This window comes from Pseudoalteromonas sp. AOP31-A2-14 (genome assembly GCF_052378035.1).
Lineage (GTDB): Bacteria > Pseudomonadota > Gammaproteobacteria > Enterobacterales > Alteromonadaceae > Pseudoalteromonas.
Window position 1 is genome coordinate 387,246 of sequence record NZ_JBQSXI010000001.1, and the last position, 16,950, is coordinate 404,195.

Sequence of the window (16,950 nt, forward strand, 5' to 3'; positions counted from 1 at the left end):
TTGCAAAAATTCAATTTATTTCTGAGCTAGTATTGTAATTATACCCAGATTTCGCTTTCAAAAGTCATGAAATACAACCTACTTATTTAAAGCTTTTTTAGTAAAAGGGGACCTCTCTAGTCGCTGTAAAAACTAAGAAATAATGAAGTTATATTTTAATATCAATACCTCAAGGTTAATAGTCATAAATTTATGTCAGTAGTCGAGTCACAAAACACTAAATACAAACGCATGGCTAAAAATGCAGGTATGTTGTACTTCCGCATGCTACTGACTATGGGTGTTGCCTTATATACCTCAAGAGTTGTTTTACAAACTCTGGGTGTTGACGATTTTGGTATTTATCATGTGGTTGCTGGTTTTGTTACTATGTTAGGTTTTTTACATGGTGCGATGTCCTCTGCAACGCAACGATTTTTAGCGTTTGAACTAGGTAAGTCTGGTGAAAAAGATATGCCTGGTATATTTAGCATGAGTATAAATATTCACATATTGATCGCGTTAGTTGTGCTAATACTGGGTGAAACAATTGGTTTGTGGTTTGTGAAAACACAAATGACTATACCTCCAGACCGAATGTTAGCTGCTCAGTGGGTTTTTCATATTAGCTTAGTGTCATTCATGATAACAATTATTAGTGTGCCTTATAACGCTTTGATTATTGCTAATGAAAAAATGAGCGTGTTTGCTTGGGTTAGCATATTTGACGTGATGCTTAAATTATTAATTGTATTTATGCTTGGTTGGTTCGGTTTCGACAAACTAATTTTATATGCACTCTTGAGCCTTTGTGTCGTTTTAATTATTTTTTTAATTTACAGAGCATATTGTCATAGTAAATTTAAAGACTCGCAATTTAAATTTTATTGGGATAAAACTCTTTTTAAAGTAATGATGTCGTATACTGGTTGGAATCTTTGGGGGAATGTTGCAGCTGTCATGAGTGGCCAAGGTGTTAATATTTTACTTAATATTTTCTTTGGGCCTGCGGTAAATGCAGCGAGAGCGATTGCTATGCAGGTTTCTGCAGCACTAAATAGTTTTGTCCAGAATATACAGGTTGCAGTTAATCCTCAAATAATTAAGTCTTATGCAGAAAATGATATAGCTTTTATGCATCAACTTGTATGTTACGGGGCAAAATACAACTTTTTTGTTTTGCTTTTTTTATCTATGCCTGTGGTTATCAATACTGAATTGGTTTTGGAAGCTTGGCTTGGCTCAGTTCCCGATTATGCAGTTATATTCTTACAGCTTATGATATTAAACATTTTAATTGACGCGATTTCAGCGCCATTAATAACATCAGCGCAAGCAACAGGAAGGATTAAGTTATACCAAATAGTAGTTGGTGGGATTTTACTATTAAATGTACCTCTATCTTACTTGCTTCTAAAAATAGGAAGTGAACCTTACATTGTTGTATTAGCAGGTGTTTGTACCTCTATCTTCGCTTTATTAGCCAGATTAGTAATTCTTAAAAAATTGATTGAACTTTCTGTTGTAAAATTCTTCACTGGAGTCGTCATACGAAGCTTATTAATCATAAGTTTTACATCAGCATTATATTATTTTATATTATCCTTTTTTTCAAAAAGCCTTGGATTTTGGTGGGGGTCAATCATCATTTCAATATGCGTTTTAGTTGCTATTGCTATTTTTGGATTAGAGAAACAAGAACGTAACTTTTTGTTAAAAAAATCAAGCCAAATTACATCTCGACTATAGGTAAAATATGCAAAACATTATTATACGCAAAGCTCGTAGCTTTCTCTTTTTTAGAAGTCCTTTAGGCGAGGTTTTTACTAAAATTCTTGACCTGCATCACCATTTAAAATTTTCTTTTAAAGAAAATTCATTAAAAGAAGATAAACAACACCTTAAGTATTATCTGACTAAACACTATCATATTATTGAAAAAGGCTTGGCGTTACCAAAGCCAAGACTAGGTTTTGGGCAGCCGAAAATTTTAGATGTTATTGAAAAATCGAAAAAATATGAAAAACTATTTGGTCCCGATGAATTAACATCAGCTGTCAGGAAAACACTTATCGAGTACCTTAATTTTAATGCGTCGAAACAACATTACTTTAGTAGTGACTTTGAATCGACTGTTATGGAGTTCATTCAGGAAGGTAATATAGGTGATTTCGGTGGAGTGAAAAAAAAGGAAAAAGAATCTTCTTCAGCTTTAACGCTTGAGGAGTTTAATGTATTTGCTAAAAGTAGAGTCAGTGTTAGAAATTTTTCTTCCTCTCCAGTTCCAGAAAGCCTTTTATTTTCTGCTGTCGATATTGCAAAGAGTGCGCCCTCTGTATGTAACCGACAAGGCTGGAAAGTACATTGTTATAGTGATAAAAAAGAAATTGCAAATTTACTTTCACATCAGAATGGTAATGCTGGTTTTACAGATGTCATTGATAAACTGTTGATAGTAACTAGTGATGTTAAAGCCTTCACTTCGTTTGAAAGTAATCAAGCCTTCATAGATGGTGGGCTGTTTTCAATGAACTTATTACTAGCAATTCATGCTGCAGGTTTAGGAGCTTGTTGTTTAAATACTTGCTATCCTTTTGTTAGAGAAAGTATGGTAAAAAAAATTGCAGGTATCCCTTATAATGAGCGCCTAATTATGATGATTGGTGTAGGATCTTTACTGGAAAATTATGAAGTGGCATATTCGCCAAGGAATCCTACAGAAGAGATATTTACTGGTCATTAAAGCTCTAATTCCGAAGGGATGGCAAACTCTGAACTTTATATTGAAGCAATTACACCCGATACAATGCGAGCGTCACAACAAGGTAGTTATAACCATCGTCATGAAGGGCTTTATGTAAGATTAAAAGAAGCCAAAAAGAAAGGCATTAACGTATCTGAAAAAAGGTACGGAAAAGAAAAAGTATCTTTAGATATAACTATGCTTCAAAAATTAAGACAACGTACAAGAAGTGAAAGCCTAATAATTTGGAAAAACACAAAAAATGCTGCAACATTTGATGCTGAGATGAAAAAAACACTTAAAAAATTGAGTTTAATGACAAGAGTTACCCATATTAGGCGTAAAGGCTTTAAACATTTTATAGAACGTTTAATATCACGGATTTTGAGGAAATAATGAAAATAGCGATAATGACCCAGCCACTAGGCAAAAATTACGGTGGCATGATGCAAGCTTATGCTTTGCAAAAAGTATTACGTAATTTAGGGCATGAAGTAACAACGATAGATTACAACTATGCCGAATCGAGCATTTTTCGAAAAATGGCTAGATTACCGTATCGCTTCCTTCAAAAATTAACCGGGAAACGAAAAGCACCAATCAACCTTGAGGCTAAATTACCTTATATTTTAGAGCATACACAACAGTTTATTAAACAGAACATATCAATGTCGGAATACGTTGATAATGACGCTGCTTTAAATAAGCACTTTGATAGTAATAGCTACGATGTTGTCGTTGTTGGCAGTGATCAAACTTGGCGTCCTCGATATTCACCAAATATATATAATTTTTATCTGGATTTTTTAAAGCATAATAAAAACATTAAAAAAATCACCTACGCCTCTTCTTTTGGTGTTGATAATTGGGAGTATAGTAGCGAGCAAACGGATAAGTGTGCTGAACTAGCTGCTTTATTTGACGCTATATCGGTGCGCGAAGAATCAGGCGTTGAACTATGTGAAAAACATTTAAATGTTAAAAGTGAATGTGTTTTAGACCCAACGCTTTTACTAACTAAAGAAGATTATATTGAGTTATTAGGTAGTAAGTTTAAAGGAGGTAAAGGAGAGGGGGTTTTCACTTATGTTTTAGATAGCAGCCAAGCTAAAATGGCCGTTGCTGAAAATGTAAGCAAGCAGCTAAATACTCATGTATTTAAATGCCAAGCTAAATGTAGCCTTGGTAGCTTAGCGAGTAGCTCCTTACAAGACTATAAAATGCCCGCAGTGCAAGATTGGCTAGCATCGTTTGCTAACGCAGAATTTATTGTTACAGATTCTTTTCATGGTATGGTATTTTCAATTATGTTTGAAAAACCATTTTTAGTTATCGCAAATAAAAAGCGTGGTGCTGCAAGATTTGAATCTTTATTGAATAAACTACAGGCTGAAGAACATTTAATTTATGATGTTAACAATATTGATTACAGTATTTTGAGTAATATTAAACCAGTTGATAAAGAAAAACTTAATGTTTTGAAAAGTGACTCAGTTAATTTTATACATAAATACCTAAATTAATACAATGGATATGAGTTGTATTTAAATATGAAAAAATTAGTAAGCGTAATAATCCCTGTATACAACGTAGAAGCATATATTGAAAAGTGTGTGGAGAGTCTATTAGAGCAAACGTATACTAATTTCGAAGCTCTAATAGTTGATGACGGTAGCCCTGATAGCTCTATACAGCTTGCAAAGCAAAAAATCGGTAATGATCCAAGGTTTCGATTTTTTGAAAAAGAAAATGGTGGCCAAGGTACAGCCCGTAATTTAGCTCTAGATAATGCTAAAGGGGAATATATAACCTTTTTAGACAGTGATGATTACTACGATCAAAATTATTTATCTGTAATGACTGAAAGTATTATCAGTTCTGATGCTGATATATGTATGTGTAATACCAATTTTATTGATGAAAATGATAAAATAATAAAAGTTTATAAAAATAATTTACCCATATATTTATCAAAGCAAGATTATTTATTGTCGTATAGAAGTATATCAAATTACATGTGGGATAAGATATTTAAAGCTAATTGTTTTGATAACTTTAGGTTCAATCCATTAATAAGAACTTATGAAGATGTACATATTTTATTTAGAATTATGTATCAAAAAACAATGATTAGTATTGATTCTGTATTATATAACTATGTACAACGTACAGGGTCAACTATGAATAGCTTTCCTGAGTCTTATATTGATGATCGCTATAATATATATTTAGAAGTGGAAAAATTTTACTATAAGCACTTAAGTGATAACTCTAAGTATAAAGACCATCTATCACACCATTTCTTAAATAACTTTATATTTGACTGTGCAATTAATATTGTTAAATATTCGAAGAATTGTCATATGGATATACAGCATCTATTATCAAAAGAGGGCGGTAACTTATTCACCTATAAAAACATAATTACTAGTAAAACATTACCTATAAAAAATAAACTGCTTTTATTACTTTTGAAGTTAAGCCCTAAGGTTTTTAAAGTTTTTATGAATAGATGGTTAAATCTTAAATATGGTGGTTCAATATAATGAAACGTATAATAACTTATGGTACTTTTGATCTTCTACATTACGGCCACATAAACTTACTCCGTCGAGCTAAGCAGCAAGGAGACTATTTAATAGTCGCCCTGAGCACAGATGAGTTTAATTGGAATTCTAAGAAGAAAAAATGCTATTTTGATTACGATAAGCGTAAATCCTTGCTAGAAGCAATACGTTATGTCGACTTAGTTATTCCTGAAAATAATTGGGAACAAAAAGTAGATGATGTAAAGCTATACAAAGTTGATAAGTTCGTAATGGGTAATGACTGGGAAGGAGATTTTGACTTTCTAAAAGGAAGCTGTGAGGTGGTTTATCTAACGAGAACCCCTGAAATATCTACCACCAAAATTAAAAGTGACATGAAAGTGTAGGCTTTTTATCAATAACAATATAGAAGATTTGGCACCGTGAAATTAAAAAACACTATAGACATCGCATACTCTTTTTGTATCTTCATATTCTCTTTATTTGTAAAAAACAAAGAGAATATGTGGCTTTTTGGATCGCAAGGAGGGAATAATTATTCAGATAATTCCAAATATTTTTTTGAATGGATGTTAGCGAACCAAAAAGAAGATTGTTACTGGGTAACTAAAAACAAAGATGTTTATAAGAAACTCTTATCTGAAGATATTCCTGTAATCTATTTTTATGATATTAAAAATTTTTTGTTATTAGCGAAAGCTAAATATATTCTTTGTACACATAGTCATATTGGAAATGATATATATAAATTTATTAGCAAGAATAAAGTGTTAATTACACTTTGGCATGGCATACCACTCAAAAAAATGGGTAAATCAGCTGAACGAAAATATCGCAAATATTTTAATATTAAAAGTCAGCCTGATCTTTTTTTAGTGACGAGCCCTACTGACGCTGACTTGTTCAGTAATTTATATGAAATAGATCGAAATAAATTTTTTATAGGCACATATCCTAGAGTTAACGACTTAATCTCAAAAGCAAATCACAAAAAAACTATTTTATATGCTCCGACTTTTAGAGATGGTATGACACAAGGCTATTATAATGAACACATTTTTCCTACTCTAGAGGAACTTGAAAATATTAATAATGCTTTAATTAAATTTGACTATAATTTTTTTGTTAAAATGCACCCTTATGTACAAGCAGAATTTCCAGATTTGAGCGGTTTTTCTAATATACATTTAGTTTCCCCTTTTGATGATGTGCAAGATTATTTAGCCCAAGCAAAAGTGTTAATTACTGATTACTCTTCTATTTATTTTGATTATTTAAGCCTAGATAGGGATGTGGTGTTTTTTATACCTGATTACGAGTGGTATAATAAAACATCAAATAGAGGGCTTCTTTATAAATATGAGGAAGTTACACCTGGTTTGAAGGTCATTAATTGGCATGATCTCCAAAATAATTTAACAAGTATATTTAGTGAAAATAACCTTACTGATTTTTCTAATAAGAGAAAAGAAATTCTTAATTTATTTTATACAGAGCGAAGTTCAGGGAATGTTGAGTTATTTAATAAATGTAAGCAACTATAAAGTTAGAGAGTTTTTGTAAAATAAATGCCAATCTAATGATTCAACAGCGAGAAATGCTTGCTCATTTTATAATTTATAATGGCTTAAGTGTTAATGTTGAGTTAGTAGATAATACAGCAATGTGACACAGTATTATGAGCAAGCAGCAATATTTTGCTTGAGCTCTCGCTTTGAAGGTTTTCCGATGGTTTTATTAGGACGCTTAGCTTTTTTACCTGTATTAGTTTTAACTGTGGTAGAGACTCTGAAGAAATACTAAGCGATATTAATTCGATATTAGTTGATTGTTATAATGTTGAGCAACTAGCAGAAGGCTTAATGATACTGATTTATGTGAAAGTATCAGTGCTAAAAGTAAACACAAAGCGTTACAATATTAGGGTGAAGAAATTATAGAAAACTGGAAGCAATTACTCTCTGAGCTGTAGTTAATTTTTTAAATAAGAAGTGCCCTTGAGATATGTATAAATGACTATTTATTACTTAACAATTTTTGCTTTTTTACTGTTAGGCTTATTGTATGAAAGGTTGGCAAGTGAGAATGTAAATAATGATAAACCTAAACTTATTATTCTCACTATAGGTGTTTTTTCATTAATATATGGCTTTAGGTTTGAGGTTGGTGTTGATTGGTTTAATTATATAAGAGTATACGAGCGACAGGTGGCTGATATATGGTCTTTGAACACTATTGAAGTTGGATACAAAGCGCTTAATGTTATTGCTTATTATGTAGATGCAGGGATTGTTACGGTAATATTGTTATCAACCGTACTTTTTATTATGTTTACATTACTCGCTGCAAAAAAATTAGGAGTTAATCCTTTTTATTTTTTTGCTATAGTCGCCCCTTATCATTTGGTTATGTCGGGCGTTAATTATACTCGCCAAGGGGTAGCGTTAAGTGTATTTATTTATGCGGTTGCTTGCTTAATAAATAACAAAAAAAATCAATTTTTAGTCTTTATTATTTTAGCAGGGTCTTTTCATACATCAGTTTTGTGTTTTGCTCCTTTATATTTTATTGAGCATAAAAAGCGTTATGCCATTCTTTTGTTTGCTTTAATCATTCCGCCTATTATTTACTCTATGTTAACAGGGTATAGCCAATACATTGATTCTACAATGGAGAGTTCTGGCGTTTATTTAAGGGCGGTGTTTTTGCTCGTTCCAACAGTGCTGTTATTACTACACATAAACACAGTTAAAACATTTTCGTTAATTGAGCAAAGATTGGTATTTATTGTTATCTGCTCGTTTCCGCTTGTTATGTTGTTTAATATGTTGTCGTCAACAATTGCCGACCGGTTTGCCTATTACTTTATTTTACTAAATACCTTATGTTGGATGTTGGTAAGCAAGCGTAATTTTAATGTTAATGCTCGTTTTTTAAAGCCCTATGGTAACTTTATTTTATTTTTAAGTTCTCTACTTGTTTTTGCTATTTGGACTATTTTTACAAAATATCAAAAGCAGTATCAGTTTGATTCATATTTTAACTATTGGTTAAGCTAAAGATGTTAGCTTTAAATTTAAACCCAATACATCATCTACAAAATGGAATAGAATGCAAATTTTACAATTAGTCTCATCTTTTGGAATTGGTGGTGCAGAAAAGTTTGTTGCAGATCTTAGTGTTGAGCTAAAAGCCCAAGGTCATGAAGTAACTATACTTGTACTTGATCATGCAAAAGATGTTGGTAAAGACCCAGAGTACGAAAAAAACATCATTGAATACTTAAATGAAAAACAGGTGCAAGTTATTCATGTGGGTGAAAAAGCAAGAAGGCGCCCCTTTACTATTTTATTTACACTAAATGAAGTAATTAAAAAGCTGAAACCTGATGTTATTCACTCACATTTGTTAATTTGGAGTGTTTATTTATCTACTTTTTGGAGAAGTAAAAAGCATGTCTTTACTCAACACATTAACTTTTTAAAATTTCCTTTCATACATAAGTTTTTTATTAGAAAGAATATAGATAAATATATTTCTATATGTAATGAAGCTAGTAACTCTATGTATAAAGTTATAGCAAAGGAGAACGTGTGCAAAGTTGTAAATGGTGTTGCGCTTGAAAGGTTCTCTAAAGTAGAGAAACATCAAAGAGATAAAATTGTGCAATTTGTAACTATCTCAAGATTGACTGATCAGAAGAATCATATGCAAATAATTGATGCAGTTAATGAGTTGGTTTATGTTATAAAAAAAACTAACTTTTTAATTAATATTGTTGGCGATGGTCCTTTAAGGCAAGAGCTAAAAAGTAAAATTCATAAGTTAGGGTTAGGTGATTATTTTGTTTTTCATGGGGTTAAAAAAGATATCCCTGCTATTTTATCTGAAAATGATGTTTTTTTACTTCCTTCCAAACTAGAAGGGTTTTCTATTGCACTAATAGAGGCTCTCATGGCAAAGGTTTTTATTATAGCTTCAGATGTGGGTGCTAATGATGAAATACTGTCATTTGGAAAATATGGAACTCTGATTGAAAAAGATAATTTAAGTGCTTTAATCGAAGCTATGTTAAAAGAGATAAATAACGAAAATAGCTATGAATATGATACTGATGAGTTTAAAGCACATATAAACTCTCTAAGTATAACCACTAGTGCTAAAAATCATGTAGATTTGTATATGTCACTATAAAGTTTAATTAATGTTTTGGCTTATTCATAAATACAACGTTGGATTTGGGGAGTTTATGTGTTTTTATCAAATAAATTAATTACATGCACCTCTGTAATTTATAAAACTAGGAAGTAATAATGACAATAGGAAAAAAGCTTATAACTAAAGCGTGCTCGATGGCTTTTAGTGTTAGTTTTTATAATAAGTTAAGGTTTTTTTATAAACACAAAAAATGGCCTAATCTAGATACGCCAAGCACTTTTTCTGAGAAATTTTTAAAATACAAGCTGTCTTACTTCAGCCCTAAAATGACAATTTGTGCTGATAAATACGCGGTTAGAGGTTACGTGGAAAGTAAGGCCAGTGCTGATATTTTAATACCTTTAATTGCGCGTTTTAATTCATTAAAAGAATTTAAAACGGGTTACAAGGATTTACTGAGCTCTTTTGCTTTAAAGGCTGCACACGGTAGTGGTTGGAGCGAGATTGTATTTAATAAAAATAATGTAGATTACAAGTTATTAGAAGGCAAAGTGCAAAAGTGGCTCTCACAAAATTACTATGACTCTGGCTTTGAAAAGCAATACAAAGATATTCCGCCTTCAATAGTTGTAGAGGAACTATTACTCTCAAATGATGGAAAGGTACCTGTAGATTATAAGTTTTACTGCTTTGGAAAAGGTGGCAGTAAAAAGATTATAGTACAAGTAGATATCGATAGATTTGATTTTTTTATAAATAAACTTATAGAGTGCACGGTAGATAGGATATTTTGTGATTCTAAAAAAACCTTACAGGTTGTTCAACAGCGATCCAAGACTCCCTCTGTTGTTGTCCCTATGAATGTAACGTTCAATAAGCAGGTAATGAAATAAAAAAATCGTGAGTTGTCTTTTGTGTATATCGGTCGTTATTCTCATTCACAAAAGAATTTGAGAGATGCATTAAAATTTATAAAGCTATTAAAAAATAAAACGTCAGATTCAGTTAAGTTTACGCTGTTTGGGCGAGATGATGGGGATCTGTCTGATATTTTAAAGCATGCTAAAGAATTGCAATTAGAAAGTGTTGTGTAATATTGTGGTGAGTTAAACCCTATTGAAGTTGAAAAAAAATGTCTCAGTTCTCATTTTTTCTCCAAACAAGCTTATATGAAGGTATGTGCATTACTTGCTTTCAGGCGATAAAAGCTGGCTTAATTCCTGTTATTAACCCTGTAGGCGAGATGGTTCAGTATACCAAAAATGGTATGAATAGTTTTTATATCAAACTGGATGAGCTTGAACTTTCAGTTGATAATTTTTATCAGGAATATATTGATTCAGGTTTTGATTGCTATATTTCCGGGGTATTAAATAATGAAAAAGATTACCCTGTATTCAGTGAAAGCTTTTTTAAAAATTTATATTAAATAGTAGACAGAAAATATGTTTAGTGCAGTTATAAGTGATTTAGTATGAAAAATAAACTTAAATATTTAATGCGGGATTTTATCCGCTTTTTAATTAGACCAAGAGGTTATACTTATCTACGATTTTTAATAACACATAAATATATTCCTAATTTCAGACAGCCAAAAGCGTTTAGTGAGAAGTTGATAGTTAGAAAGTTTACTGTGAAACCTAGTAAGCTTTCAAAATTTGTAGATAAATTTACTGTTAGAGAGCATGTTAAGAAAACAATTGGTGAACAATACTTAATCCCCTTAATTAAAAATGTTACTTATCTAAAAGTCAGTGACTTTGATAACTTACCTAATAGTTTTGTCATGAAAACCAGTAATGGTGGAGGTGGAGAAAACGTACTTATTGTTGAAAATAAAGCGGATCTCGACCTAGAAAAAATATGCAAAAAATTTAATGCTTTTTTAGAAATTAAAGTAGGTAATATTGTTGATGAACACTTTTACGATATAGAATTACCAAGAGTTATATTTGAGAAACTGATAAAACATGAAGACGGCAGTTACCTCTCTGATTTTAAGTTGCATATATTTCAAGGAAAGGTTGAGGGGGATGTAAAAGTAATAGTTCAGGTTGATGCTGATCGATTTGAAAACCACAAACGGTCTCTTTATAGCGAAGATTTAAAACTGTTGAATTATAATATTCAGCCAAAATACGACACCCTTGGTAGTAATTATCAGTTTCCTGATAATATGAAAACCTTAATAAAGCTGGCCAAGCAACTTGCTAGCCCATTTAGGTATGTGAGGGTTGATATGTATAATGTTGATGGTGTTATTTATTTTGGAGAACTTACATTTTGCCACGGCAGTGGTTGGGAACCTATGAGTTCTAAGGGCGTAGATAAATTATGGGGACAGTACTGGGATGAGTTTTAACTTTAAAAATAATGCCCAGGAGGCCCTTTGAAAAGTATCGCAATAACAGCAAATACCAGCTGGTATTTATACAACTTTAGAAAAAACACAATTTTAGCGCTTTTAGAGCAAGGCTATAGGGTTATTGCTATTGCCCCTGTTGATGACTACTCACAAAAGCTAACCGATTTAGGGGCAACGTACCTGCCTGTAAAAATTGATAGTGGCGGCACTAACCCCGTAAACGATATTGTTACGTTTTATGCTTTTTATAAACTATATAAACAGCATAAACCCTGTGTTACTTTAAACTTTACCCCTAAAAACAATATTTATAGCACGCTTGCTGCTAAGTGTGCTGGTGTTAAAACACTTAATAACATTGCTGGCTTAGGGGCATTGTTTATTAATGAAAGCGTCGCGTCTAAAATTGCGAGAGTGTTATATAAATACAGCCAAAACCAAGCTGATTTTATTTTTTTCCAAAATGAAGATGACAGAGCGCTGTTTAAGCAACATAAAATTGCACAAGGGGTTATGAGTGATCGCCTTCCTGGGTCGGGGGCTGACTTATCGCGCTTTACGGTATCTCCGGCGCCTGACGATGGTGTAACTCGTTTTTTATTGATAGCCCGTATGCTTTTTGATAAAGGAATAGGGCAATATGTAGAAGCCGCCCGCGCTTTAAAAAAGCAATATGGTGATGCTGTTGAGTTTAGACTGCTGGGCTTTTTAGATGTTGATAACCCTTCAGCAGTGTCTAAAGCACAAATGAATGCATGGGCAGCTGAAGGGGTAGTTAATTACCTTGGTACAAGTGACAATGTTGAAGCCGAAATAGCACAAGTAGATTGTATGGTATTGCCTTCGTATTATCGTGAGGGGGTTCCTAAATCGTTACTTGAGGCTGGCGCTATGGGTAAGCCTATAGTAACAACAGATAATGTAGGTTGCAGGGAAACTGTTGATGATGGGTTTAATGGTTTTATTTGCGAACCTCGAAGTACCGAAAGTTTAACTGACGCCTTAAATAAAATAATTATTATGCCTCACTCTGAGCGCCTTAAATTTGGTGTTAACAGTCGCCACAAAATTGAAACTGAATTTGACGAAAAAATTGTTATAAATAAATACCTTGTGGCTGTTAAACAGCTTTTAAACGAGGCTTGAGATTATTTGTTTATACATTTTTTAGTGTGTAAATAGCGATACAATAAAATACTTAACGGAATGGCGTAAGTACTATCTGCTCAGGATGAAACATGTTTATAGATTTACTTCTTACCTTTTTTATTGCGTTTGCAATATTGTTTTTGATGCGAAAAGTTGCACGTAAAGTAGGATTGGTAGATAAACCTTCAGGCCGAAAAATGCATACGGGTAATATCCCATTAGTTGGTGGGGTAGCTATTTGCATAAATATAGTAAATTATATTTATACTCACCCAGGTATGATCAATCACGCCAATTTATTTATGTTATGTATATGTGCTTTAACAATTGTTGGAGCACTGGACGACCGGTTCGATTTAAGTGTAAAAATACGTATGGGTGTTCAAGCACTTATTTCGTTTGCGATGATTCATTATTCAGGTGTGCACTTGCATACTCTAGGGGATATGTTTGGTTTTGGGAATATAGAGCTTGGCTATGTTGGGGGGATTATAACTATATTTGCTGTAATAGGTTGTATTAACGCATTTAATATGGTTGATGGTATAGATGGTTTGTTAGGTGGACTTTCGATAGTTACGTTTGCTAGTTTGGGTATTTTACTTAGCTTAGTAGGTGAGCAGAGCTTAAGTTATTTATGTTTATTGCTCGTTATTTGCATGGTGCCATATATTATTATGAACCTCGGATTGATTGGCCATAAACGAAAAGTATTTATGGGAGATGCTGGCAGTATGATGATTGGTTTTACTGTCATTTGGCTCCTCATAGGAGCTAGTCAAACACCGGGTAATGCAATGATCCGCCCTGTTACTGCTTTATGGTTAATTGCAGTGCCATTAATGGATATGACAGCAATAATGATACGTCGAGTTAAACAAGGTAAATCACCATTTAAGCCTGATCGTGAGCATTTACATCATATATGTCAACGCTTAGGTTGCAGCCCAACACAAACCCTTATTTTAATATGTTTAGTTGCATCAGTGTTTGCAGGGATTGGTGTAATAGGTGAAATTTTCGTAATTCCAGAATTTTTAATGTTTTATAGTTTTTTAGTTGTATTTACAGGTTACTTACTTGTACTAATTAACTACTGCAAAATTATAAACTTTTTTAGACGTAAATTAGACTTACCAGAAAAACAATATTCTGCGAGTAAGTAAAGCTATATGAGTGCGAAATAAATTTGTACCTACTGGGTGAATATATTGTAGGCGAGGTTTTAAGCTCCGCTTTCGGCAAAGTTAAGTTACATGAGCGCGAAGTAAATTCGCACCTACAGGGTGTGTATTGTGAATGAGGTATTATGCTTCGCTTTTATAAAGGTAAATAAATTACTTGAGCGCGAAGTAAATTCGCACCTACTGGGTGTGTATTGTAGATGAGGTTTTATACCTCGCTTTTATCAAGATAAATTACTTAAATGCGCAGTAAATTCGAATCTACAAAGAACGTGTTTATCAGGATATTCACCCACTTTAAAAAGCACAGCTTTGGTAAAGCTCTGAGGCCGTCGAGTAATATCATTCGATGTTACATTTTGGCTTGAGCCTTTTTGCCTAGAGCCTAATTTATAACTCTGGTAGAATCATTTTATTAATTATTGACTAATCTTAAAGGATTAATATGAAAATTGCCGTAGTAGGTACAGGCTACGTAGGCCTTTCTAACGCTATGTTGCTAGCACAACACAATGAAGTGGTTGCATTAGATATAGATGAACAAAAAATAGCGCTGTTGAATGATAAAAAATCACCAATAGTTGATACCGAAATTAGTGATTTTTTAACTCGTAGTGATTTAAATTTTACAGCAACTACAGATAAGGTTTCAGCGTATAAAAATGCAGACTTTGTAATTATTGCGACCCCGACTGATTATGATGTAGAAAATAACTACTTTAATACCAACTCGGTTGAAGCAGTTATTAAAGATGCTGCAGCGTATAACCCAACTGCGGTTTTAGTAATTAAATCGACAGTTCCGGTTGGCTTTACTCAGAATATAAAAACAGACTTAGGTGTAGATAACTTAATATTCTCACCAGAGTTTTTACGCGAAGGTAAAGCTTTACACGATAACTTATATCCATCACGAATTGTTGTTGGCGAGCAAAGTGAGCGTGCAGAAGTATTTGCTAACTTACTCAAGCAAGGCGCTATAAAAGAAGACATTGAAGTACTCCTTACTGATTCAACAGAAGCTGAAGCGATTAAGCTCTTTTCTAATACATATCTTGCGATGCGTGTGGCTTACTTTAATGAGCTTGACAGTTACGCTGAAGCGCATGGTTTAAACAGTAAACAAATTATACAAGGTGTTAGTTTAGATCCGCGTATAGGTAACCATTATAACAACCCTTCGTTTGGTTATGGCGGTTATTGTTTACCAAAAGATACTAAGCAATTACGCGCAAATTATGCTGACGTACCAAATAATATTATTGGCGCTATTGTAGATGCCAATACAACACGTAAAGACTTTATAGCCGATTCAATTATTAAACGTAGCCCTAAAGTTGTAGGAGTGTACCGCTTAGTAATGAAAACAGGGTCTGATAACTTTAGGGCTTCTGCCATCCAAGGCATTATGAAGCGTATTAAAGCTAAAGGTATTGAGGTAGTAGTTTACGAACCAGTACTTGAAGAAAATGAGTTTTATCACTCACGCGTAATTAAAGACTTAAACGAATTTAAGCTAATATCAGATGTAGTGGTATCTAACCGTATGGTAGAAGAGCTGAATGATATTGCAGATAAAGTATATACGCGCGACTTATTTGGTAGTGACTAATTAGTTACTTAGCTATATAAATTGGATATACAGTTTTATGTATCAGTCATAGCTTATTACGTAATTAAATGCCTCTTCGCTAGTAACTAGTTTTTATTGCTTTGACGTTCGATACCTCTTTACCCTTTTACATATAAAGGAATATTATGAAATATTTAGTAACAGGCGCAGCTGGCTTCATTGGTAGCGCGGTTGTGGAGAAACTTACTGCTGCAGGGCACCAAGTAGTCGGTATTGATAACTTAAATGATTACTATGACGTTAACCTTAAGCTTGCGCGCCTTGATCGCATTAAGCATGAGTTGTTCGAATGCAAAAAGGTTGATTTAGCAGACCGCCCAGCAATGGCAAGTTTATTTGAGCAAGAGCAATTTGACCGTGTCATTCATCTTGCGGCACAGGCTGGTGTGCGTTATTCAATTGAAAACCCACATGCTTACGCTGATTCTAACTTAGTGGGCCATCTTAATATTCTTGAAGGCTGTCGCCAAACAAAAGTGAAGCACCTAGTTTATGCATCATCGAGCTCTGTGTATGGCCTAAATGCTAAAGTTCCTTTTGAGACTTCTGACTCAGTTGATCATCCTGTTTCTTTGTATGCAGCGACTAAAAAAGCCAATGAGTTGATGTCGCACAGCTACTCGCATTTATACGATATTCCAACAACTGGCTTGCGCTTCTTTACCGTGTATGGCTCGTGGGGCCGTCCAGATATGGCACCGTTTATCTTTACTAAAAAGATATTAGATGGCGACACCATTGATATTAATAACAATGGTGATATGTGGCGTGACTTTACCCACGTAGATGACATTGTTGAAGGCGTAGTACGTATCGCTGATGTCGTACCGGGTCGTGATGAACAATGGACTGTAGAGCAAGACACGCCGGCTTCCAGCTCTGCACCTTACGCTGTATATAACATAGGCCATGGCTCACCTATTAGCTTGATGGATTTTGTGAAAGCAATTGAAGATGAGCTGGGTATAGAAGCCAAGAAAAACTTCCGTGAAATGCAGCCCGGCGATGTATACCAAACCTATGCTGATACCCAAGACTTATTTGCTGCAACAGGTTACAAGCCAAAAGTTGGTATTAAAAAAGGTGTTGCCGAGTTTATTACTTGGTATAAAGATTTTTATAACAAATAATAAAGCTTAGATTAAGATATAAAAAAATAGACGTTATAACTAAACGTTAAAAAAGACCGA

The 16,950-nt window shown here is 33.3% G+C and carries 16 protein-coding genes; all 16 read left to right on the plus strand.

From position 1 onward, the window contains the following. Positions 1–192 precede the first annotated feature (192 nt). The 16 genes from ACT3S9_RS01750 to ACT3S9_RS01825 all read left to right on the plus strand — a co-directional run bounded on the left by ACT3S9_RS01750 (position 193) and on the right by ACT3S9_RS01825 (position 16,890). Entirely contained in the window at positions 193–1,728 is a 1,536-nt protein-coding gene (locus ACT3S9_RS01750) for a hypothetical protein (RefSeq protein WP_444750678.1), read from the plus strand. A 7-nt stretch (positions 1,729–1,735) separates the two neighbouring features. Further along, a complete protein-coding gene (locus tag ACT3S9_RS01755) occupies positions 1,736–2,722 on the plus strand; it encodes a nitroreductase family protein (RefSeq protein WP_444750679.1) in 987 nt (328 codons plus the stop codon). Between the two features lie 18 nt (positions 2,723–2,740). Beyond that, positions 2,741–3,118 (plus strand): hypothetical protein, encoded by a 378-nt coding sequence (locus ACT3S9_RS01760; RefSeq protein ID WP_444750680.1) that lies wholly within the window; start codon positions 2,741–2,743, stop codon positions 3,116–3,118. After that, the gene (locus ACT3S9_RS01765; RefSeq protein ID WP_444750681.1) at positions 3,118–4,245 is read left to right on the plus strand and encodes a polysaccharide pyruvyl transferase family protein; all 1,128 of its coding nucleotides are present in this window, start codon (positions 3,118–3,120) and stop codon (positions 4,243–4,245) included. Before ACT3S9_RS01760 ends, ACT3S9_RS01765 begins: the two co-directional genes overlap by 1 nt. Positions 4,246–4,272: 27 nt before the next feature. After that, positions 4,273–5,268 (plus strand): glycosyltransferase family 2 protein, encoded by a 996-nt coding sequence (locus ACT3S9_RS01770; RefSeq protein WP_444750682.1) that lies wholly within the window; start codon positions 4,273–4,275, stop codon positions 5,266–5,268. Further along, positions 5,268–5,657: a glycerol-3-phosphate cytidylyltransferase gene (gene tagD / locus ACT3S9_RS01775; RefSeq protein WP_444750683.1), complete on the plus strand. Its 390-nt coding sequence runs from the start codon at positions 5,268–5,270 to the stop codon at positions 5,655–5,657. Before ACT3S9_RS01770 ends, tagD begins: the two co-directional genes overlap by 1 nt. Positions 5,658–5,693: 36 nt before the next feature. Continuing rightward, positions 5,694–6,815 (plus strand): CDP-glycerol glycerophosphotransferase family protein, encoded by a 1,122-nt coding sequence (locus tag ACT3S9_RS01780; protein WP_444750684.1) that lies wholly within the window; start codon positions 5,694–5,696, stop codon positions 6,813–6,815. Between the two features lie 468 nt (positions 6,816–7,283). Then, positions 7,284–8,330, plus strand: a complete 1,047-nt coding sequence (locus tag ACT3S9_RS01785) for an EpsG family protein (protein ID WP_444750685.1) — start codon at positions 7,284–7,286, stop codon at positions 8,328–8,330. A 52-nt stretch (positions 8,331–8,382) separates the two neighbouring features. Beyond that, entirely contained in the window at positions 8,383–9,465 is a 1,083-nt protein-coding gene (locus ACT3S9_RS01790) for a glycosyltransferase (protein ID WP_444750686.1), read from the plus strand. A gap of 119 nt (positions 9,466–9,584) precedes the next feature. Next, the gene (locus ACT3S9_RS01795) at positions 9,585–10,322 is read left to right on the plus strand and encodes an ATP-grasp fold amidoligase family protein (RefSeq protein ID WP_444750687.1); all 738 of its coding nucleotides are present in this window, start codon (positions 9,585–9,587) and stop codon (positions 10,320–10,322) included. Between the two features lie 239 nt (positions 10,323–10,561). Further along, on the plus strand, positions 10,562–10,858 hold the full coding sequence (locus ACT3S9_RS01800; RefSeq protein WP_444750688.1) for a glycosyltransferase: 297 nt from the start codon (positions 10,562–10,564) through the stop codon (positions 10,856–10,858). Between the two features lie 45 nt (positions 10,859–10,903). Beyond that, positions 10,904–11,791, plus strand: coding sequence for an ATP-grasp fold amidoligase family protein (locus tag ACT3S9_RS01805; protein WP_444750689.1), 888 nt, complete (start codon positions 10,904–10,906; stop codon positions 11,789–11,791). Positions 11,792–11,818: 27 nt separating this feature from the next. After that, positions 11,819–12,940 carry a glycosyltransferase family 4 protein gene (locus tag ACT3S9_RS01810; protein WP_444750690.1) on the plus strand — a complete coding sequence of 374 codons (1,122 nt, stop codon included), beginning with the start codon at positions 11,819–11,821 and terminating at the stop codon, positions 12,938–12,940. A 92-nt stretch (positions 12,941–13,032) separates the two neighbouring features. Then, complete coding sequence (gene wecA / locus ACT3S9_RS01815; RefSeq protein ID WP_444750691.1) at positions 13,033–14,109, plus strand: UDP-N-acetylglucosamine--undecaprenyl-phosphate N-acetylglucosaminephosphotransferase; 1,077 nt, start codon at positions 13,033–13,035, stop codon at positions 14,107–14,109. Positions 14,110–14,572: 463 nt separating this feature from the next. Then, positions 14,573–15,739: a nucleotide sugar dehydrogenase gene (locus ACT3S9_RS01820; RefSeq protein WP_444750692.1), complete on the plus strand. Its 1,167-nt coding sequence runs from the start codon at positions 14,573–14,575 to the stop codon at positions 15,737–15,739. Positions 15,740–15,885: 146 nt separating this feature from the next. After that, entirely contained in the window at positions 15,886–16,890 is a 1,005-nt protein-coding gene (locus ACT3S9_RS01825) for an NAD-dependent epimerase (RefSeq protein ID WP_444750693.1), read from the plus strand. The last annotated feature ends 60 nt before the right edge of the window (positions 16,891–16,950 follow it).